Source organism: Leifsonia sp. Y878 (assembly GCF_057669685.1).
The window spans coordinates 334,967-354,195 of the sequence record NZ_JBYHFS010000003.1; the positions used below are offsets into that span (position 1 = coordinate 334,967).

A 19,229-nucleotide genomic window follows, 5' to 3' on the forward strand; every position below is an offset into this window, starting at 1 on the left:
TCACGCTCGCGGTCAGCTCACGGCTTGCTTGGGAACGACGACCTTCTTGATGATCAGCAGGATCGAGGCGACGGTCGGGCAGGCGATGAGCGCGCCGAGCAGGCCGAGCAGCGTGCCACCGATGAGTGCACCGATCAGCACCAGCGAGCCGGGGATGCTGATCGCCTTGCCGACCACGCGGGGCGTCAGTATGTAGGCCTCGATCTGCATGTAGACGAGCATCGCGATCAAGACGACGAGTGCGGTTCCCGGGGAGGTGAAGAGGGAGACGAAGGTGACGATCACCGTGTTGATCACGCTTCCGACGAGCGGGATGAGGGTGATGGGCAGGGCAAGCGCCGCCAGGATCGCGGCATAGCGCACGCCGACGATGCTGAGCAGGATGAAGGTGAAGGCGGCGTTGATGACAGCGAGGATGAACATCCCGCCGAGATACTTGCCGACGGAATCTGCGATCTCCTCGGCGATGTCAATGAAGCCCTGGCGCTTGCTCATCGGGATCAGTTCGTAAAGGCTCTGCTTGATGGTCTCGAGAGAGGCGACGAAGTACAGCGTGAGTACGACGACGAAGATCACGGCGAAGGTACCGTTGATCAGCGTTGACGTCACGTGGAGAGCACCGCCGCCGACGGCCAGCCAGACGTTCGGGTCGGCGGCAGAACGCTCAAGCCAGCCGAGCAGCTGCAATGGGTAGCCGTTCATCGTGGTATTGAAATCGACGAACCACACCTGGCCCTCGATGTTGTCCAGGTTCGACGGCAGTCGCGAGATGAGTTCGTTGGCTTGCTCGCCGATGATCGGAACGATCAGGCTCACGAGCAGCACCATGATGGCGACGAAGCTGGCGAGCACGATGAGCACTGCGCCGGTGCGGGAGACGCGCATTGACTCGAGCTTCCGAACCAGCGGGTACAGGCCGAGGCTGACGAAGCCCGCGAAGAAGATGAGTGTGAGCGCCGAGCTGAGGGAGGCAATGGCTGAGCCAAGCAACAGGGCAAGCAACACGCCGAGGGTGGAGATGAAGCCGAGCTTGAACGGCCCGTTCCGGAACAGGGCAGCCGTGCTGCTCGCGAAGCCGCCGACGGGATGAGCGGTGTCGCCGAGAACGGGGGAAGTGGCCGCGACAGCCGGGTTCAGGGTGGGACTGTCGGCAGGCGGGACGATGGCCATCTGGATCTCCTCGAGCTGGGGGCGGTGGTTAGACCTGGCACTTCGGTAGCTGCGCGCTCACGCTCGAATGCCCGTGCAGTGCCCGCGCCGCGATCCTATCGGCATCGTCACTCCGTTCCAGCGAAGGCGCGGTGTGCTCTCGCCGATTTCCGTGTGACCAAACGGGTGGAGTGGTGGAGGAGTTCCCTCGTTTCCGCAATTTGCGAACCCCTTCTATAGGTGGTTAGGTTTTGGAATGGCTCAGAACCATCCCTCAGGTAGGGGCATGACCCGCACGCTGAACGAGTAGTCAGGCGTGATTGGGCTGCATGCCCCTCGGCTCCGTGAGCACCCTGACGAGCGAGAAACATGCAGTACCTGAAAGGAACCACATGACTGTCCCCACACCGCCGGCCCAGAGATCCACCACAGACAGGCCAGGCGGTGGGCGCCAGATGAAACTCCCCATCGCTGAGCTGCACCTGCACCTCGAAGGCACCCTCGAGCCAGACTTCATCATCAAGACGGCGGCTCGCAACAACATCCGGTTGCCATGGAAGTCGCTCGACGACCTGAAGAGTCGCTACGCCTTCACGAACCTGCAGTCGTTCCTCGACCTGCTCTACGCAAACCTCGAGGTGCTCCAGACCAGGGCCGACTTTGAGCTGATGACCCTCAGCTACCTGCAGCGAGCAGCGGCTGCAGGCGTTCGTCACGCTGAAGTCTCCTTCGACGCGCAGGCCCACATCCTGCGCGGCATTCCGCTGGATGTCGTCGTTGGCGGCATCCGCGATGCCCTCGACGTCAGTGAGGCTGACTATGGCATCACGACGAAGCTGCTTGTCTCGTTCTGGCGGGATCGGCCGGCGGCTGAGGCACTGGACATCCTCAGGACCCTGATTGCGACCGGCGCCAGAATCGACGGTATCGGGCTCGACTCTGCCGAGCTGGGTTATCCGCCTGAGCTCTTCGTCGATGTCTACGCGCTTGCGAGGGAGAACGGCCTGCATGTCGTCGCCCATGCCGGCGAGGAAGGCCCTGCACAGTACGTGGCAGACACCCTCGATCTCCTGCACGTTGAGCGCATCGACCACGGCAACCGCTGTCTCGAAGACGATGCACTCGTCGCGCGGCTCGCTGCCGAACAGGTACCGCTGACGATCTGCCCCCTGTCGAACGTGCGCCTCCGGAACGTGGACACCATGGCAGATCATCCGCTGCAGACGATGCTCGCCAAGGGCCTGCTCATCTCGATCAACTCGGACGACCCTGCGTATTTCGGCGGCTACGTTGACGCGAACTTCGCGGCGATCACGAAGCAGTTCGAGCTCGACACAGAGACGCTTGCGCGCCTGGCACGCAACTCGATCACCTCCTCCTTCCTCGACGAAGACGGCAAGCAGCGTCTCCACCAGGAGATCGACGCCTGGGTTGACCTGCAGGCGTAGCTGACCGGCGGATGTCGTGGTCGGGCCAGGCCGTGTGCGGAAACACCGTACGTGGCTTGGCCAGGCCGCATCCGGTATTTCGACGTGGTCGCCAGTTGCCGGTAAGCTCGTCTGGTCAGCCTCTGTAGCTCAACGGAAGAGCAGTTCCGTCCTAAGGAAACGGTTGGGGGTTCGAATCCCTCCAGGGGCACCATGTGCGGCTCACTGCAGCAGGTCACCGGAAGCGGTGACCTGCTTTTGTGTTTCCACGGAGACTCAGTAGCGGATCAGCACGGGCGTACTACGCGGGCACGGGCGCGTCGATCGCCAGCTTCACCCCGATCGCGCCGAGAAGCGTGCCGGTGACCCATTTCTGCCACCGCATCCACGCTGGCTTGCGCTGCAGGAACATCGCGATCGAGCCCGCGGCGAGGATGATTGCTCCGTTCACGGTCACGCCCACCAGGATCTGAATCGCGCCGAGCTGAAACCCCTGCGCAACGATGTTGCCGGCAGCCGGATCAATGAACTGCGGGATCAGTGCCAGGTAGAGGATTGCGACCTTGGGGTTCAGGAGGTTCGTCACCAGCCCCATGCGGAAAAGCTTGCCGAAGGAGTCGCGAGGAAGCGCGCTCGTCTCGAACAGTGACTTACCGCCAGGGCGGAGTGTCTTGTACGCCAGCCACAGCAGGTAGAGGGCGCCGACAATCTTGAGCGCGATGAACAGCCACGGCACCACAAGGAACACTGCCGCCAGCCCCAGATTCGCCATCGCCATGTAGACGACGAAACCGACCGCGGTGCCAGACAGAGACATCATGCCGGCGCGCCACCCCTGGCTGATGCTGCGTGAGACGAGGTACATCATGTTCGGCCCTGGCGTGAGCGCGAGCCCCAGCTCGACGAGGGCGATGCCGCAAGCGGCGGCCAACGAGATCATGAAGTTTCGGCGAGCGTCACGGTCGTCGTCCCCTTCTCACCAGCTCGGAAGTACTCAATCTCGACCGTGTCGCCGGCTTCGCTGGTGAGCTGGACATGGGTGAGCACGTCCAGGTTGACCGCAGCTCGCCCGTTGATTTTCGTGATGACGTCGCCCGAACGGATGCCAGCTTCGTCAGCCGGTCCGCCGTCAGTGATCGATTGCACGAACAGTCCGTTGTCGACACCAAAGTGCTCAGCCACGGCGTGCGGAATCGGGATGAGGTCAGCCCCGATGTTCGGGTATGTCACCTTCCCGTTCTCGATGAGTTGGTGGGCGAGTGGGATGGCGACGGATTGCGGGATCGCGAACCCGATGCCGACACTGCCCGTGCTGCTCTGACCACCAGCCCCGGCGACTGTGGAGATTGCCGTGTTCACGCCGACGAGTCGGCCGCGGCAGTCGACGAGCGCTCCGCCGGAGTTGCCAGGGTTGATGGACGCATCCGTCTGGATGGCACCGACCAGAATGGCGTTACGGCCGTTTTCGCTCGGTACGGGCACGTTGCGGCCGAGTGCGCTGACGATGCCTGCTGTCACGGTGCTGTACAGCCCGAGCGGTGCGCCGAGGGCGACGACGGGCTGTCCGACCGACAACGACCCGGAGTCGCCTTCGTCGATGACCTGCAACTTTTCATCGCTGTCCACCTTGATGACGGCAAGGTCTGTCTTCGGATCGCGGCCGACGATGCGAGCGGGTAGTTGGTGGCCGTCGCTGAACCGGACGTCGACAGTTCCGGAGCCGGCAGCTGATGAGATGACGTGGTTGTTGGTCAAGATGTAGCCGTCCTCCGTGATGACCTGGCCGCTGCCGTTACCGGAGCCGACCACGATCGTCACGACGGAGGGGAGAACCCGGTTCGCTACCGACTCAGCGTCACAGGATCCACGGCCAGCACTGACAGCCAGAGCGGTGACAGTTCCGGCGATGAAGCCGCCGGCGATCAGGGCCAGCGCCACCGCGGCGGCGGCAGACACGATCAGCCAGCGAGGAATGTTGGGCTTCACCTCTGCGGACTCTGCCGTGGCCTCTGCGTCGCTCGTAGTGAGTGTGACCGGTTCGCCGGCCGGCGTTTCGTCCGTGCTGGTCGCCGGACTCGCTTCGTTCAGGTCTGTCATCGTCAGCTCCTTCTGTTTACTTGCTCGACCCGCTTGTCGACGAGGTCGCGGTCGGTGGTGAGAGCCACGGTGGCCCACACCTCGAGGCCCAGATGCGCAAGTCCGTCGATCACGGCGTGCCGCACGTCATCCTCTTCACTCACATCCCACTGCGACGCCGCGACGACGAAGTCGACTTCGACGTAGAGCTTCCGTCCGACCTTGCTGGAACGGATGGTGGGCTCGCCGAGCCCGAACCTGTCCCGAACTCGTCCGACGACACGGGTGATCTCATCCGTCGTCGCTTGAGGCGGTGCTCCCTCGAGGAGCTCGTTCAGCCCCGACCGGACCAGCCGGATCGGGATGGGGGCGAGGATCACGCAGGAGATGAGAACGAGCACCGGGTCGATGTACCGCACGACACCACGGAGGTCGGTCAGCTCGATCAGCAGGGCGGCAATCGCACCGACCGTCATGACGATGCTGAGCACCGCTCCAGCGCGCCATTGGGCAGCCTCAGCGGCGACGAGGTCCGACCCGCGAGCGGCGCGCAGCAGCCACCAGGTCACGACCGATCCAATGCTCGCTGTGACCGCGCCATAGACCGCGATCACGACGGGGTCAACATCCGTTCCACCGTCGCGGATGATCACGACGGCGTCGCCGGCGGCGAACAAGAGCGTCCCCGCGATGGCGACGCCCTGGATCGCGACGACGAACGGTGCGAGGGCGTCGCGGCCGAACGGGAACCGGCGGGTGGGTCCCGCGGCTACGGCGGTCGACGCCCGCAGCGACGCCCACGACAGAATGAGGCCGATGAGCATGTAGGCGCCGTCGAGGATGATGATTCGGGTGCCAGAGACGATGCCCACGAGCAGCGCGATGATGGCCAGAACGACCGAAAACTGGATCGACCGGCGGAGACCGTGCTGCTCCGCACCCTCAGCCCCGCGCAACCTGGTCACGATGTCACTTCTCGCCTGCTCCGCCAGCCACAGCGCCCCCATATGTTCAGGCACCAAACGCGGCACCATCAGCAACTTAGCTGATCGAGAAGGCTATCGTGTGTCGGGTGCCGGAATGACACGCTGGGCGCCATGACCTCCGGCAGAGATAGGCTGATCTGCACTATGCAGAGCTTTGCGCGATCACACACAGACGACGGTGGGCGCGAGCGCGCAATCGTCGAAACAACAACATCGGGAACCGATATCGACGGCGCCGCTGGAGAAGACGAGTTTCGCGTCGACGTTGAGCGCATCCGCTTTTCTCCCTATTTCTCACGGCTGTCTGCTGTCACCCAGGTGATTCCGCAGGCCGGCTCAGGTACCACGGTGCACAACCGGCTCACCCACTCGCTCAAGGTCTCTGCCGTCGCCCGCTCGATCGCTGTGGACTTCCGCCACGCGCCAGCGGACGTGCAAGCCACCATCGCTGAACTCGGTGGATGCGACCCCGTTGTCGTGCAGGCAGCAGCCGCAGCGCACGACCTCGGTCATCCGCCGTTCGGCCACCTCGGCGAGCAGGTGCTTGACAGGGTGGCCCGCACCAAGCTGGGTCTGCCGGACGGGTTCGAGGGCAACGCCCAGACGTTCCGCATCCTTACTGCGCTCGATAGCTGCGACGCCACCCCACGAGGGCTCAACCTCACCAAAGCGGTGCGTGCCGCCGTTCTCAAATATCCGTGGACCCGCAACGAGTGGCGTGCTTTGCCCCCGCAGCCCGCGGAGATGCTGCCGCGCGGGGTTGGCTCCGATTCGGCATCCGGTGCACTCAAATTCTCGGCGTACTCGATCGACGCGCGTGAGATGGCCGATGTGCTCTCGGCCTTCCCGGCAATCGGCACGCACCAGCAGACCGTCGAGTGCTCTGTGATGGACATCGCCGATGACATTGCATACTCCGTGCACGATTTGGATGACTTCTACCGGGCCGGCGTGCTGCAGTACACCGCGGTGTCGGCCGAGCTGAACGGCTGGCTCACGGAACAAAACATTCTGCGCGCGCTCGAGTCCGCCGAACTGATGGCGGGCGTTGCGCTGCGTCGCCCCGGCTACGCACTCGAGGCAGCCTGGCGGCACACCCAGGCAAAAGATGCCTGGATCGCCGACCCTGACAGGTTTCGCCAGTCGGTGCAGCGCGTCACCAGCGACCTCGTCGATGGCCTGCTCACCATTCCATACGACGGTGGGCTTGACGCCGACCGGGCGGTGTCGGCCTTCACCCGCCGCTGGATCGATCGGCTCAAGGGCTCGATCCGGGTGGAACGCACCCCCAACGTGCGCAGTGGGCACGTGCGACTCAGTAGCCACGCCTGGCACGACGTGGTCGTGCTCAAGTTCGTGCACACGCGTTTCGTACTCGACCGGAGCGACCTGGCTGTCTACCAGCGCGGCCAGGCACGGGTGCTCGAGACGCTGGCCGACGGCTTCCACCTCTGGTTGAATGACGCGGATGATGCGGCTCGCGCCCCGCGCCGCCTCCTCGACTCTGTCGAGGCAGCGACAGCGGAGTACCGCGAGCTGCGCTCAGGGGCCCCGGAGTTTTTCGGGGCGGTCGGAGTCGGCATCGATGATGCCGACATCGCACGCTTCGGTCGCGCCCGCGCGGTGATCGACTACATAGCGTCCTTCACCGACGCGCAGGCCATGTCGGTTGCGGCGCTCATCAGCGGCACCTCTGACAACCTGTGGGAGTCAGGCCGCAGCCTCTGAGCGCCGCTTCCGAGTGGTGATCGCGGCTAGAACTAAGCGCGGACGGTTCGCCCACCGTCGACGGAAATGACCTGGCCAGTGACATAGCCGGCGTCATCGGACAGCAGGTACGCTCCGGCTGCGGCAATATCGTCTGGGCGCCCGACCCTGGACTTGACGAAGGTCGACTCGATGGTCGGCCCTTCCATCGCCGCACGGACCTCGGCGGGGAAACGGTCGTGAACAATCACGCCGGGAGCAATGGCATTTGCTCGAATTCCGTCGACTCCGTAGCGCGATGCCACGTGGCGCATGAGCGCGTGTCCGCCAGACTTCGCCATGGCGTACGCAACGCGGACGGGCTCTGCCACGTAAGCGGATCCTGAGCTGGTGTAGACGATGGATCCGCCACCGCGTTCGATCATGGGTGGAAGCGCAGCGCGCGTGCAGAGGACATAGCCGCGTAGATTGACCCTGAGGCTCTCGTCGATTTCATCCATCGTCATGTCGAGAAGTCCGTGTGTGGGGTTGCCCCCCACTTTTGCAAAGTTCACGTGGATGCCGTCGAGGCCGCCGAACGTGGATACCGTCAGTGAGACGGCGTCGCCCACAGACGCTTCGTCGGCGCCGTCAAGTCGGGTTGCGACGATGGAGCCACCCGCCGCGCTGATGGCGGCGGCCACGGATGCGACCCCGTCGGTGTCGATATCGCCGAGCACGACGTTCGCGCCCTCCGCCGCATATCGCTCAGCCAGGCCGGCGCCAATGCCGCCGGAGCCCGCAATCAGGATCGTTTTGCCGTCAAGTCTCTTCATATATCCGACCTCAGTCATCGTCATTGATTTACTGGACAACTTGTCCTGTAATTAGTCAGACTATCGAGGTCGACGAGACGCCGACAACTTACGGTCGGTTCGACAGGCGGTCACCCGCGGTCACTTGCGGTGTGCCTGCGCCGTATTGCGTGTCGCAGCGCCGTGCAAAATGAGATCGACGAGATTCTCGGAGATATCGCTGCCTGGCCCGTGAATGTTGGTGATTCGGTGAAAGATCGCGCCAAGCAACGTGTCGACCATGGTGTCCAGATCGACGTCCGGTCTCAACTCGCCTGCCGCAACGGCCCGCGCGAGGCGTTCCTCTAGCTGGTCACGAAGCGGAGTGACCAGAAGATCGCGTTGCCGGATGGCGACATCTTCGTTCGACGCGGCCGCTGCAGTGAGTGCCCTGCGAAGGGGATCGACGCCCGGGGCGGTCAGCGACGTCGACAGTGCGCTCAGGGTGGATTTCAGGTCTGTGCCGATGTCGGACGCATTAGCCACTGACGCCATGACGAAGGAAATGTTTCCCTCGACAATGCCCTCTGCCACGATGTCGCCTTTGGTTCGCCACCATCGGTACACCGTCTGCTTTGACACCCCAGCGCGAACGGCGATCTGCTCAATGCTCAGCGCATCCCAGCCGATCTCGACGAGTAGGTCGCGCGCGGCATTCAAGATTGCGACGCGATTCAGTTCGCTGCGAGGGCGCCCCCGCGGAGTTTTCTCCATATGTGAAGGGTAGCCGGGCCGCTGATGCTGTTGCTTTCGCGTACGAACGGGTCGTCGCCGAGGACAATCTCGGCGACGACCCGTGCACGTGCTGATGCTCAGCGCCGGTTCATCGGAACTGCGTCATCTTCATAACCAGGTACTGGTCGACCTGGTCACCGGCCCTGCGGGCCCCTAGCTCCTCTGCATTGAAGGTCGTCCGCGTGGACGCAGTGCTGTGGCCAATAGTGCGTTCGCGCCGTGTGGCCCTGGTGGGGCGGCGACCCCACCGGATAAGCGCGATACCGAGATGCATCGCGGCACGATCCAGCACCCCCACGCGGCGCACGGGAGAGTGCGCCTCTGTGGCGGTAACCGGTTCGGGCGGGTGGTCCTGGTGCCCGGTTGTGGGCGCCAATTGAGTATTCATGGTGGTTGGTTCCTTCGCGTTCGCAACCCGGGCGCGCTCCTAGGCGTGCGGGGTCGCCGAATAATGGGTGGCCGCTCTAGGCGGCGAAACGTGGCTGCGCGCGAGAGCGCGCGCCACATGCGGGGTGAGTGACCTGAGGCAGGCGAATGCACAACGGTGCGGATGCTGCCTGGTCGAGCTTCGAGAGCGTCACCACCGTCTGGACCGGTGGGCTATCTACTGGTCGATCAGGCGGTGAAGACGCCGACGAAGCCGGCGGTGGTACGGGATGCGAATGCATTCATGTGGTTAATCACGCTGGGCTCCTTTCGTCAATGGCGTAAGCATCACCCTAGGGGGAGCTGCGCATTGCGCGCAACAACTTTCTGCAAATTGGAAAGGCCCGGCTCAGATTTCTCTGAAGCCGGGCCGGTCGTCCTGCGGAGTGGAGTTAGCTTCCTGCGCCCACTTCGCTTGCGGCTGCCTTGACCGCGGCATCGATTTCAGACTTCTTCACGTTGCTCAATTGCTTGGCAACGTGCTTCTCAGCCTTCAGCTCTGCCTTGTTGATCGCTTCTTCAACGTTGCTGGCGCCGGCGACGAGCAGCGCCGCCTGGCCGGCATCAATGAGATCGCCGAGCTCCTTGACTTCGGAGCGGGACACGCCACGCCAGAGGTGGCCGCTCGCTGCACCGATTGCGCCACCGACGACCGCGGTCCCGATGATGACTGGCGGGAAGAGGAGACCGACCACTGCGCCGGCGACGGCTCCGCCCCATCCGCCGTGCCTGGTTGCCATCTCGTCCTTGTTGACGTGCACCTTGCCGTCGGCGTCCTTGGTGATCACTGCCGCGTCGTAGGTGCCGACGGTACCTGAAGAATGCAGCTCCTTGACGATGTCGTAGTCAGCACGGGCGGCGCTTTCGCTCGGATACGTGCCGATATAGAGGAACATTCCGTCGTTGTCAGCCATTGTTGTCTCCAATTCATAGTGGACCTCGAACTCAGAGTGAGGTTTTTTCATCGAATCACGATGCGGCCATTGCGTCACCCCCTTGCGTCAAACATTGGTACGTCGTAGCGCGGACCGGGCGCATCCCCTCACATCGCTATTCCGATCGGGTAACCGTGCCTATAGTCGGGTCAAGAGGCGCGACGAAGGGAACGAACAATGGCTGCCTGGACCGAGGACGAACTCGACCGCGTCGGTCGTGCCGACGAGTTGCGAGTGGCCGGTATGCGGAAAGACGGCTCGTTGCGAAACAGCGTCATCATCTGGGTGGTGCGAGTGGGTGATGAAATCTACATCCGCTCCGTGAACGGTCCCACTGCTGCCTGGTATCGCGGGTCCCAGATTCGCGGCGAAGGCCGTATCGAAGCTGGGGGCGTGACCAAGGACGTCACATTTGTGCGGAACGCCGACAACGACGACGAGGTCGATGCCGCTTATCGCGCCAAGTACGGCGGCGGAAGCCCGGTACGAGCCATCACGAGTGACGTGGCCAAGAGCACCACTCTTCGCGTTGAGCCTCGGTGACCGTTTATCGACCTCCAGGCAGGCCGACGAGTGTGGCGCTCGCCGCCCAGAGCCTGGCTGCGACCTGCTGGTCGTAGCTGTTCGCCGAGGATTCCTTAGGCTTGCGGTTCGCAAAGTACCGGCCAGTCACGCGGCTGACGGACGGGTCGCTGGCCAGGTGGATCGACGTGGCTGCGCCATCCGCTGGACTCTTCATGAATGGCCGCATGAGGGGGACGAGCATCCGCTGGACGCCGGCGGGATCTTCTGCCCCGAACGCCGTGGAGACCACGCCGGGATGCAGCGCATTTGACGTGACGGAGCTGGCCGGCACACGCCGGGCGAGCTCGTAGGCGAACATGACGTTGGCCAGCTTGGATTGGTTGTATGCCCGGGATCCGGAGTACGCCCGCTCGCCCTGCAGATCGTCGAAGTCGATTCTCCCCATGGCCTGTGCGTTGGAGGCGACTGTGACCACGCGGGCAGGTGCACTCTGCGTGAGTCGTTCGAGAAGCAGGTTCGTGAGCAGGAAGGGTGCGAGGTGGTTGAGGGCCAGGGTGCGCTCGATACCGTCAGCGGTGAGATGTCGGGTATGCCAGTACCCGCCGACGTTGTTGATGAGCACATCGATGCGGGAAAGAGACTGGAGCACCTCGTCGGACAGGCGCCGCACCTCGGCCTGGTTGGACAGGTCAGCAACGAAGGGGATGACCTTCCCGCCAGAGGCCGAGCGGATGTCGCTGGCGGCGGCCGTGGTGCGTTCAGTGTCGCGGCCGACGATCGCGACGTCTGCACCCATCGCGGACAATCCCAGTGCCGTTGCCCGGCCAATTCCTCCGGTGGCACCCGTGACAAGCACGGTCTTGCCCGCCATCTGTTCGCTGCGAACCTGTGTCATCAGAGCGCCCTTCGGTCTCGAGACAAGCATGCTCCGAGACGACGCAACCGGGGTGCCAGAGCGGATGCCGGGGGAGGGCGCACTGCTACGGTGACACCGTGATGGTGCGAACTCGGGACGTGATCGCAGCCGGCACAGTCTGGCTGCCGCTGGTGGTCGGTCTGGTGGCGTGGCTGCGCTGGCGCGACGAGCTGCCGGCCGAGGTGATGCTGCGAAACGATATCGACGGCGCCATTGCGCCGACCTTTCCGATGTGGGCGATACTCGTGCCCATACTCGTCGTGCTGATCGGCGTTGGAGTCGGCGCGGCCAGCGTCGTTCCGCTCTCCCCAAACGAAGCGGGCAGCAACAGGCGGATTCCGCTGTTTTGGAGCGGCGCCGTCGCCGGGTTCGCCACTGCAGTGGGCGTCTTTCAGATGTGGGTGGCCGTGAGCCCGCCCCCGGCCGACCCGTCACGGGCAAACGCACTCCTGGGCTTCGCGGCGATCGGCGCAGCCTTGTACGGCCTGGTGCCCTTCTTCATCGCACACAGAGCAGAGCGGATGCCGGTGGCATCGTCATGACCACGAGGTGCCGACGCGCACGCCTGACTCAGTGCGCGAGGGCCTTAGTCTTCAGCGCCTCGTACTCTGACTGCGTGATCGTGCCGGAATCGAGGAGCGCCTTGGCCTTGGCGATCTCGTCCGCCGGGCTCGAGCTGGCCACCGAACGGATGTAGTCCTGCGTGGCATCCTGCACCTGGGCAGCCTCACGTTGGCTGCGTTCGGCCATGCCTCCGCCGCGAACGATCAGGTAGATCAGAGCGGTCAGGAACGGAACGAACAGGAGGCAGATCAGCCATAGCGCCTTCCACCATCCGTTCAGCTTCGTGTCGCGGAACAGGTCGACGACGATGGTGAACAGCGCGAACAGGTAGGCGATGAAAACGAATGCCCAGACGAACCACCAGATGATGTCCCAAAACGAATTCCAGAAGTTCATGGCTCACTCCTTGTTCGTGCGTGGATCTCGGCACGCGAGCACCCATGCGATGCGCTCGCGAGACCCAGTCTCCGACCTGCTCGTAGAGGGGCCACCACCCGAATCGGGTGAAGTGCCTGTTGGGCGGCAAATTACCCGGATGCTGCCTTTTGCGCCGACATACGTGATCCGATAGCCTGCAAGGCTCGGCATTCGGGCATCCGCTTAGATACCCGCCCGCAAAGGACGCCCCATGACCGACTCTCCGCACCCGTACAGCGATTCCTATCTGGAGCTGAACAAGGCCAATTGGGATGAGCGGGCTCCGCTGCACCTCGCCTCGGACGACTATGGGATTCAGCGATTTGTGGACGACCAGAATTGGTTGTCTCACGTTGTGACATTCGATCGGGCGCGCCTGGGCGACCTGTCTGGCCTTCGCGCCGTGCATTTGCAGTGCCACATCGGCACTGACTCCATCTCGTTGGCACGCTTGGGCGCAACGGTCACCGGGGTTGATCTCTCATCTGTCTCCATCGCCGGTGCGACAGAGCTCGCACAGCGAGCCGGTACCGATGTGACGTTTGTCGAAGCCGACGTGTACTCCGCGGTGGAGGCGCTCGGTGGCGAGCGGTTCGATCTGGTCTACACCGGCATCGGGGCACTCTGCTGGTTGCCCGACATCGCACGCTGGGCCAAAACCGTGGCATCGCTCCTGGTTCCCGGCGGGCGACTTTTCATTCGTGAAGGGCACCCGATGCTGTGGGCCATCGACGAGGATCAGCCCGGCGCCCTCGTGGTCGGCTACCCATACTTCGAGCAGGTTGACCCGATCGTCTGGGACGACTCATCGACGTATGTCGAGACCGACACGCCCCTTCAGGCCTCGGTCACCCATGAGTGGAATCACGGCCTCGGTGAGATCATCACTGCATTGTTCGATGCCGGCCTCCAGCTCACCGCGCTGGTCGAGCACACCAGCGTTCCGTGGGAAGCGCTGCCCGGTCGCATGGCGCTGGATGCCTCTGGGGAATGGTCTCTCATCGACCACCCGGAACGCGTACCCCTGAGTTACACGCTCCAGGCGGTCAAGCTGGCGTGAGCCATCGCGCCAGCTGGACTTAGCGTGCGTTCGCTGCCGCCAAGAGCTGTGCGAGCTGGTCGGGGTCGACGCCGCTGCCGGGGAAGGCCATCATGCGGCCGATCGGAGCGGACTCCAACACCTTGGCGATGGTCGGGTCGGCCAGGAGTCCAGCGGATGCCTGCCCGCCGAGCGCCTGCATCACCAGCGGCCCGGCAATGGGGTGGGCCATGACTTCGGCGATCGATGATTCGGCGGTGAGCGGCATCCGCACCGTATCGCCCTCGACACCGACGGCGATGCGTGCGCGGATGTCGCGGCTGGAGCTGCCGACCGACACCTCGTAGCTGCCGCCCTCAACCACCCAGCGCGACAGCGAATCATGCCAGTAGCCGAGGTCTTCGCGGCGAATGGTGAGCTCTGCCTCACGGCTCTCACCGGCAGCGAGTGCGATCTTCGCGAACGCTGTGAGCTCACGAGGCGCGCGCATCACGGCTGACGTGGGCAGGGCCGTGTACACCTGCACGATCTCCGCCCCGTCGCGCGCGCCTGTATTGGTGACAGTGACGCGCACGGTGATGCCAGCGGCATCCGCTATTGCCGTGGCATTCGAGTATTCGAAGGTCGTGTACGAGAGGCCGTGACCGAATGGATACGAGACCTCGAGGCTGCGCGCGTCGTACCAGCGGTATCCGACGAAGATGCCTTCTCCGTAGCGCACTTGGCCATGCTCGCCGGGGAAATTGAGGAAAGCGGGGGTGTCTTCGAGCCGCAGGGGAATGGTCTCGGCGAGTCGCCCAGACGGATTGACGACACCGAAGAGCACGTCTGCGATTGCGCCGCCGCCCGCTTGCCCGAGCAGCCAGCCTTCGACGATGGCCGGCACCCGTGCGGCGAACGCTGACAGGCGCACAACGCCACCGTTCGAGAGCACGACGACCGTGCGCGGGTTGGCCGCGAGTACGGCCTCAAGCAGGTCGAGTTGGGCAGGGGGCAACTCGATATCGTCGCGATCGAACCCTTCGGACTCCTGCGCGGCCGGCACGCCGAGGAAGAGCAGCACCGTGTCGGCAGCGGATGCCGCGGCAACAGCATCAGCGGTCAGTTCAGTCGTCGCCGTCCCGTCGCTGGCGTATCCGGCCGCGAACGGAACCTCCCGGCCAGTGAGGGTGCGGATCTCGTCGAGCGCATTCTCAAGACGGGTCGGGTTGATGAGCGAGCTGCCAGCCCCCTGGTAGCGAGGTGTGCGGGCGAGTTCTCCGATGATCGCGACGGAGGCATCAGGGGAGAGGGGCAGCACGCCGTCGTTCTTCAGGAGGACGACGCTCGCAGCGGCGGCCTCCCTGGCCAGCGCGTGGTGGGCGGCTTCGTCGTAGGTTGCTGCGGCATCCGCTTTCGCTTGGACCTTCTGGATCAGCTGGATGACGCGGCCGGCCGCGGTGTCGATGACGCTCTCGTCGAGGTCACCTGCGCGCACGGCGGCGACGAGCTCGGCGTCTGTGCGACCATCGGTGGACGGCATCTGGAGGTCAAGCCCAGCCGCAATCGCGGCGGTGCGGTCGACGACGGCGCCCCAGTCTGAGACGACGAGGCCGGTGAAGCCCCACTCCTCGCGCAACACGGTGTTCAGCAGCCACGGGTCTTGCGAGGTATGAACTCCGTTGATTCGGTTGTACGAGCACATGACGGTCCAGGGCTGGGCGTCTTCGACGACGCGCTGGAAGCCGCGCAGGTAGATCTCGCGCAGCGGCCGCGGATCGATGTCAGCTGAGACGCGCATGCGGTCGGTCTCCTGGTTGTTCGCGGCGAAGTGCTTGAGTGAGGCGCCAACGCCCTGTGATTGGAGTCCACGCACGAGGGCTGCGCCCAGTACCCCGGACACCAGCGGGTCTTCGGAGAGATACTCGAAATTGCGGCCGCAGAGGGGGGAGCGCTTGATGTTGATGCCGGGGCCGAGCAAGACGCCAACGCCTTCGGCTCGTGCCTCTTCGCCGAGCGCCGTGCCGACGCGTTCCAGCAGCGCGGGGTCGAAGCTGGAGCCGAGTGAGACGGCGGGCGGGAAACAGGTCGCGGGCACGCTGTCGGCGATGCCCAGGTGGTCTGAGCCGCCGCGCTGCTTTCGTACGCCATGCGGACCATCGGTCAGCATGATGGACGGTACCTCTGGTGTTTCCTTGGTGGTCCAGAAGGTGGCGCCGCTGGTGAGGCCTGCCTTCTGCTCGAGGGTCAGGGTTGCGAGAGTGCCGCGGGTGTCTGGGCTAGTGCTGGTGCTGGTGCTGGTGCTTTCGCTGGTGCTGGTGCTGGTGCTTTCGCTGGTGCTGCCAGTGGTGGCGGGACCTGTGCTCGTCATGATGCTCCTTCGACGGTGATGGCTACCTGACGTCGCCGGATGATTCCCGTTCCGGCCGGTGGTGGGAGCCTACGAGGGCTGGTTGGCGTCGTCCAGCCTTTTCATGAGCGGATGCCGCGCCGTTCGCCCCTCCGCTGGTCGAGGAGCGGACGTGGCCGAGGATCGAGGGCGGCCGAAGAGCGGGCGTGGTCGGGGAGTGAGATCGCTGGCGAGTGTCAAGTGGGCGGGCGGACCTCGCGATTTCAGCTGGGCGCGCGAAAACGCGCCTGGCGCGCGATTAACCGCGCGCCCAGCGGGAAAACGCGCGCCCAGAATTCGGCGCGGTGGCCGAACGTTCATTCTCGCTCGCATCTCAGGGCGGGTCGCGGCGTCGCCACCTCGGAACATCACCCGAACATACTTACGACTAATCTCTAGATACGACTGAGAAAAGCTCGCCTATCAGTTCTAATATTGGTAGTATTGAGGCATGCTCACAGTTGAGGAATCCCGCACAGTCAAGGACATGCTGCAGGATTTCACGGCGGAGTTTTCGGAGGCCAAGCCCTGCGCCACGGTGCGCGTCGACAGTGATGATGACCTAGTCGAACGTGCCATCCAGGCGGAGCAGGTCGGGCGACTCATCGACGCGTACCGAGTGTCGTTGGCCGCCGAGATTGAGGAGCGGTCGCGGAAGACGTTGGAGGTCTCGGTGCGGCTGTCGTCCAAGCGCGGATGCCGGAGCGGCACCGAACTGTTGGAGCGGCTCACGGGTGTGTCGGCGAAGACCATCGCCAAGAGAGTCCGACTGGGTGGGCAGGTGCGTACCCAGTACGGGTTGGACGGGGCGGCGTTCCCGGCGAAGTTCCCCGCCGTGGCGGTGGGTCTGGCCAGTGGGCTGCTCGGTCGGGACAGCGCTGAGGCGATCATCACCGTGTTGGGACCGCTGCGCGGCCGGATCCCTGTCGACAGAATCCAGCTCGCCGAGGAAGCCCTGGTCGCTGCGGCGACCGGGCAACCGATCGGGCCGGACGACGAGGCCACGATCCCGGTGGCTGCGGATGCGACCTTGTTGCAGGCGCAGGTGTGGAGGGCGTTCATTGACCCGGATGGTCTGGAGCCCGATGAGAAGCGGGCGATGTTGAACCGTGGCTTCCGGCTCGGCACCGAGCGTGATGGTCTCATCCCCGTGTCGGGTGCGTTGATGCCGGAGACGGCCGCGAAGTTCCAACGCCTGATGGATGCGTATATGTCGCCTCGGACTGCGCAGGTGAAGTTTCTGACCGCGGAGGAGCAGGAGCAAGAGATCGACCGGGACGTGCTCGAGCGTGACGACCGTACGAATGACCAACTACGGCACGACCTGTTCACGATGGTCGTTGACACCGCCGCGCGAAGCGCCGAAGCACCCTCGATCGGCGGGGCCGCCCCGACCGTGCTGGTCAGTGTGCGGCAGGAAGACCTCCTCGCAGGCACGGGTGCCGGCCACATCGACGGACAGGTGGTACCGGTTTCAATGCTGACCGTGGAGCAGATGGCGTGTGCCGGGGGAGTGCAACCGGTCACGATCAATGCGAAGGGCAAGATCATCGAACTGGGAGTCACCGACCGGTGCTTCTCCGGCCAGCAGCGCCGTGCAATCACCCTCCGCGACGGCGGCTGCATCATCCCCGGTTGCCAGAGCCCGGCCGCGTGGGCGGAAATCCACCACGTGATCCCCGCTGCGCTCGGCGGGCCCACCGAGGTGAGTAACGGAGTGACCCTGTGCTGGTTCCACCACCGCACGATTCACCGGTCGGGGTGGCAGATCCGGATGGTCGACGGCGTCCCGCAGGTGAAAGCCCCGATCTGGATGGACGGACACCAACGGTGGCACGTGGCAACGAAGTCCCCGACCCGGATGGCAGACCAACTCGCCAATAGACGCGATCAACGCGATCAACGCGACCATCCGCGAGCCGGCTGAACCGAACGAACCGAACTGAACCGAACCTAACGGGCTGATCTGAACCATCTGGCTGTCTTGATCACCAGCTGGCTGCATGGATCGTCGTGGCGGTATGCCGCAGCTTCCGATCAGGTGTCCTCGTGAGCCAAATAGTTAGAAAGTTCAGGAAAGCAACCCAACGCAGCGGTGGAGTTTCGAAACCCGCAAGAGTAACCAAGGCGTCGAACCCGTCTGTGAGGATCACTGGCAGGGCCTCCCTCTCGCCCCGGCTCAGTCGTACCGTGGGTATGGAGACGCACCCATGTGAGCGCCACTCACGGCGAGATGGGATGGAGAACACTATGTCTGAACGTTTGTGGCTGATTACCGGGGTGAGCAGCGGGTTCGGCCGTCATATCACCGAGCAGCTGCTGGAACGCGGGGACCGCGTCGTTGGCACCGTGCGCCGGCGCGAGAGTGTCACGGATCTGCTGGAGCGATACCCCGATCTCTTCAAGGTCGAACTGCTCGACGTGCGGGACACCGCAACGATGCGCGCGATCGTGGACCGCACTGCGGCCGAATTCGGTCGGATTGACGTCGTCGTGAGCAACGCTGGCTATGGCCTGTTCGGAGCCGCAGAAGAGCTCAGTGACGACCAGATCAACGGGATGATCGAGACAAACCTGGTCGGTTCAATCCAGCTCTTCCGCGCCGTGATCCCGCACATGCGCACAGCGGGTGGTGGGCGCATCATCCAGCTCTCCAGCTACGGCGGCCAGGTCGCCTTCCCCGGGAATTCGCTCTACCACGCGACGAAGTGGGGGATAGAGGGCTTTGCAGAATCTGTTGCCCAGGAGATCGCGCCCTTTGGCATAGGCGTGACGATCGTCGAACCCGGTGGTGCACGCACGGAGTTCAGATACGGCAGCGCCCAGGTCGCCACGCTCCTTCCGGTCTACGACCAGACTCCGGCGCACAGCTTCCTGAAGATGCTCGATCCGGCGAATGGACTTGCCCCCGGCGACCCGGCACGTATGGCCACCCGGATCATCGAGAGCGCTGATATGACACCCGCGCCGCTGCGCCTGGTGCTCGGCTCCGCTGCGCTCGCGAGCACCATCGACGTACTTCACAGGCGCATCACCGGTTTCACGGAGCAGGCAGACCTTGCCGCATCAACGGACTTCCCGCCCGGTGAATGACCGGCCCAGCCGTGGGAACGACCGGGCCGAACG

Annotated in this window: 18 protein-coding genes and 1 tRNA gene; 8 read left to right on the top strand and 11 right to left on the bottom strand. The window is 64.2% G+C overall.

Annotation, left to right across the window (positions count from 1 at the left end):
* Positions 1-12: 12 nt before the first annotated feature.
* Complete coding sequence (locus AC25Y4_RS12725; RefSeq protein ID WP_488120784.1) at positions 13-1,170, bottom strand: AI-2E family transporter; 1,158 nt, start codon at positions 1,168-1,170, stop codon at positions 13-15.
* A gap of 371 nt (positions 1,171-1,541) precedes the next feature.
* On the opposite strand from AC25Y4_RS12725, the gene AC25Y4_RS12730 reads away from it, so the two are divergent.
* Positions 1,542-2,597: an adenosine deaminase gene (locus tag AC25Y4_RS12730; protein WP_488120785.1), complete on the top strand. Its 1,056-nt coding sequence runs from the start codon at positions 1,542-1,544 to the stop codon at positions 2,595-2,597.
* Positions 2,598-2,715: 118 nt separating this feature from the next.
* Positions 2,716-2,790: transfer RNA gene (locus AC25Y4_RS12735), tRNA-Arg, on the top strand.
* Positions 2,791-2,877: 87 nt separating this feature from the next.
* On the opposite strand, the gene AC25Y4_RS12740 is transcribed toward AC25Y4_RS12735, so the two are convergent.
* Genes AC25Y4_RS12740 through AC25Y4_RS12750 form a run of 3 tightly spaced genes read right to left on the bottom strand, consistent with a single transcriptional unit; the run spans position 2,878 to position 5,617 of the window.
* Positions 2,878-3,516 carry a LysE family translocator gene (locus AC25Y4_RS12740; protein WP_488120786.1) on the bottom strand — a complete coding sequence of 213 codons (639 nt, stop codon included), beginning with the start codon at positions 3,514-3,516 and terminating at the stop codon, positions 2,878-2,880.
* The gene (locus AC25Y4_RS12745; protein ID WP_488120787.1) at positions 3,513-4,673 is read right to left on the bottom strand and encodes a S1C family serine protease; all 1,161 of its coding nucleotides are present in this window, start codon (positions 4,671-4,673) and stop codon (positions 3,513-3,515) included. The genes AC25Y4_RS12740 and AC25Y4_RS12745 overlap by 4 nt, the downstream gene beginning before the upstream one ends.
* A gap of 2 nt (positions 4,674-4,675) precedes the next feature.
* Positions 4,676-5,617, bottom strand: a complete 942-nt coding sequence (locus AC25Y4_RS12750) for a cation diffusion facilitator family transporter (protein WP_488120788.1) — start codon at positions 5,615-5,617, stop codon at positions 4,676-4,678.
* A 165-nt stretch (positions 5,618-5,782) separates the two neighbouring features.
* Between AC25Y4_RS12750 and AC25Y4_RS12755 the strand changes: the two genes are divergently transcribed.
* Complete coding sequence (locus AC25Y4_RS12755) at positions 5,783-7,366, top strand: deoxyguanosinetriphosphate triphosphohydrolase family protein (RefSeq protein ID WP_488120789.1); 1,584 nt, start codon at positions 5,783-5,785, stop codon at positions 7,364-7,366.
* A gap of 32 nt (positions 7,367-7,398) precedes the next feature.
* Here the strand turns inward: AC25Y4_RS12755 and AC25Y4_RS12760 are convergent, their stop codons facing one another.
* From AC25Y4_RS12760 to AC25Y4_RS12775, 4 genes are all read right to left on the bottom strand, one after another.
* Positions 7,399-8,184 (bottom strand): SDR family NAD(P)-dependent oxidoreductase, encoded by a 786-nt coding sequence (locus AC25Y4_RS12760; protein WP_488120790.1) that lies wholly within the window; start codon positions 8,182-8,184, stop codon positions 7,399-7,401.
* 96 nt (positions 8,185-8,280) lie between these two features.
* Positions 8,281-8,892 (bottom strand): TetR/AcrR family transcriptional regulator, encoded by a 612-nt coding sequence (locus AC25Y4_RS12765; RefSeq protein ID WP_488120791.1) that lies wholly within the window; start codon positions 8,890-8,892, stop codon positions 8,281-8,283.
* 109 nt (positions 8,893-9,001) lie between these two features.
* A complete protein-coding gene (locus AC25Y4_RS12770) occupies positions 9,002-9,301 on the bottom strand; it encodes a hypothetical protein (protein ID WP_488120792.1) in 300 nt (99 codons plus the stop codon).
* A 430-nt stretch (positions 9,302-9,731) separates the two neighbouring features.
* Positions 9,732-10,253 (bottom strand): DUF1269 domain-containing protein, encoded by a 522-nt coding sequence (locus AC25Y4_RS12775; RefSeq protein WP_488120793.1) that lies wholly within the window; start codon positions 10,251-10,253, stop codon positions 9,732-9,734.
* A gap of 198 nt (positions 10,254-10,451) precedes the next feature.
* Here AC25Y4_RS12775 and AC25Y4_RS12780 point away from each other — a divergent pair, with 198 nt between their 5' ends.
* On the top strand, positions 10,452-10,817 hold the full coding sequence (locus AC25Y4_RS12780) for a DUF2255 family protein (protein ID WP_488120794.1): 366 nt from the start codon (positions 10,452-10,454) through the stop codon (positions 10,815-10,817).
* Positions 10,818-10,821: 4 nt separating this feature from the next.
* On the opposite strand, the gene AC25Y4_RS12785 is transcribed toward AC25Y4_RS12780, so the two are convergent.
* Positions 10,822-11,694: an SDR family oxidoreductase gene (locus tag AC25Y4_RS12785; protein ID WP_488120795.1), complete on the bottom strand. Its 873-nt coding sequence runs from the start codon at positions 11,692-11,694 to the stop codon at positions 10,822-10,824.
* Between the two features lie 98 nt (positions 11,695-11,792).
* Here AC25Y4_RS12785 and AC25Y4_RS12790 point away from each other — a divergent pair, with 98 nt between their 5' ends.
* On the top strand, positions 11,793-12,257 hold the full coding sequence (locus AC25Y4_RS12790; protein WP_488120796.1) for a hypothetical protein: 465 nt from the start codon (positions 11,793-11,795) through the stop codon (positions 12,255-12,257).
* 28 nt (positions 12,258-12,285) lie between these two features.
* Here AC25Y4_RS12790 and AC25Y4_RS12795 read toward each other — a convergent pair whose 3' ends face one another.
* Positions 12,286-12,675 carry an SHOCT domain-containing protein gene (locus AC25Y4_RS12795; RefSeq protein WP_488120797.1) on the bottom strand — a complete coding sequence of 130 codons (390 nt, stop codon included), beginning with the start codon at positions 12,673-12,675 and terminating at the stop codon, positions 12,286-12,288.
* A 232-nt stretch (positions 12,676-12,907) separates the two neighbouring features.
* Here AC25Y4_RS12795 and AC25Y4_RS12800 point away from each other — a divergent pair, with 232 nt between their 5' ends.
* Positions 12,908-13,756: a class I SAM-dependent methyltransferase gene (locus AC25Y4_RS12800; protein WP_488120798.1), complete on the top strand. Its 849-nt coding sequence runs from the start codon at positions 12,908-12,910 to the stop codon at positions 13,754-13,756.
* 19 nt (positions 13,757-13,775) lie between these two features.
* Here AC25Y4_RS12800 and AC25Y4_RS12805 read toward each other — a convergent pair whose 3' ends face one another.
* Complete coding sequence (locus tag AC25Y4_RS12805) at positions 13,776-16,085, bottom strand: glycoside hydrolase family 3 C-terminal domain-containing protein (protein ID WP_488120799.1); 2,310 nt, start codon at positions 16,083-16,085, stop codon at positions 13,776-13,778.
* A gap of 469 nt (positions 16,086-16,554) precedes the next feature.
* On the opposite strand from AC25Y4_RS12805, the gene AC25Y4_RS12810 reads away from it, so the two are divergent.
* Both AC25Y4_RS12810 and AC25Y4_RS12815 read left to right on the top strand, forming a co-directional pair.
* Positions 16,555-18,030 carry an HNH endonuclease signature motif containing protein gene (locus tag AC25Y4_RS12810; RefSeq protein WP_488120800.1) on the top strand — a complete coding sequence of 492 codons (1,476 nt, stop codon included), beginning with the start codon at positions 16,555-16,557 and terminating at the stop codon, positions 18,028-18,030.
* A 323-nt stretch (positions 18,031-18,353) separates the two neighbouring features.
* Complete coding sequence (locus AC25Y4_RS12815; RefSeq protein WP_488120801.1) at positions 18,354-19,196, top strand: SDR family oxidoreductase; 843 nt, start codon at positions 18,354-18,356, stop codon at positions 19,194-19,196.
* The last annotated feature ends 33 nt before the right edge of the window (positions 19,197-19,229 follow it).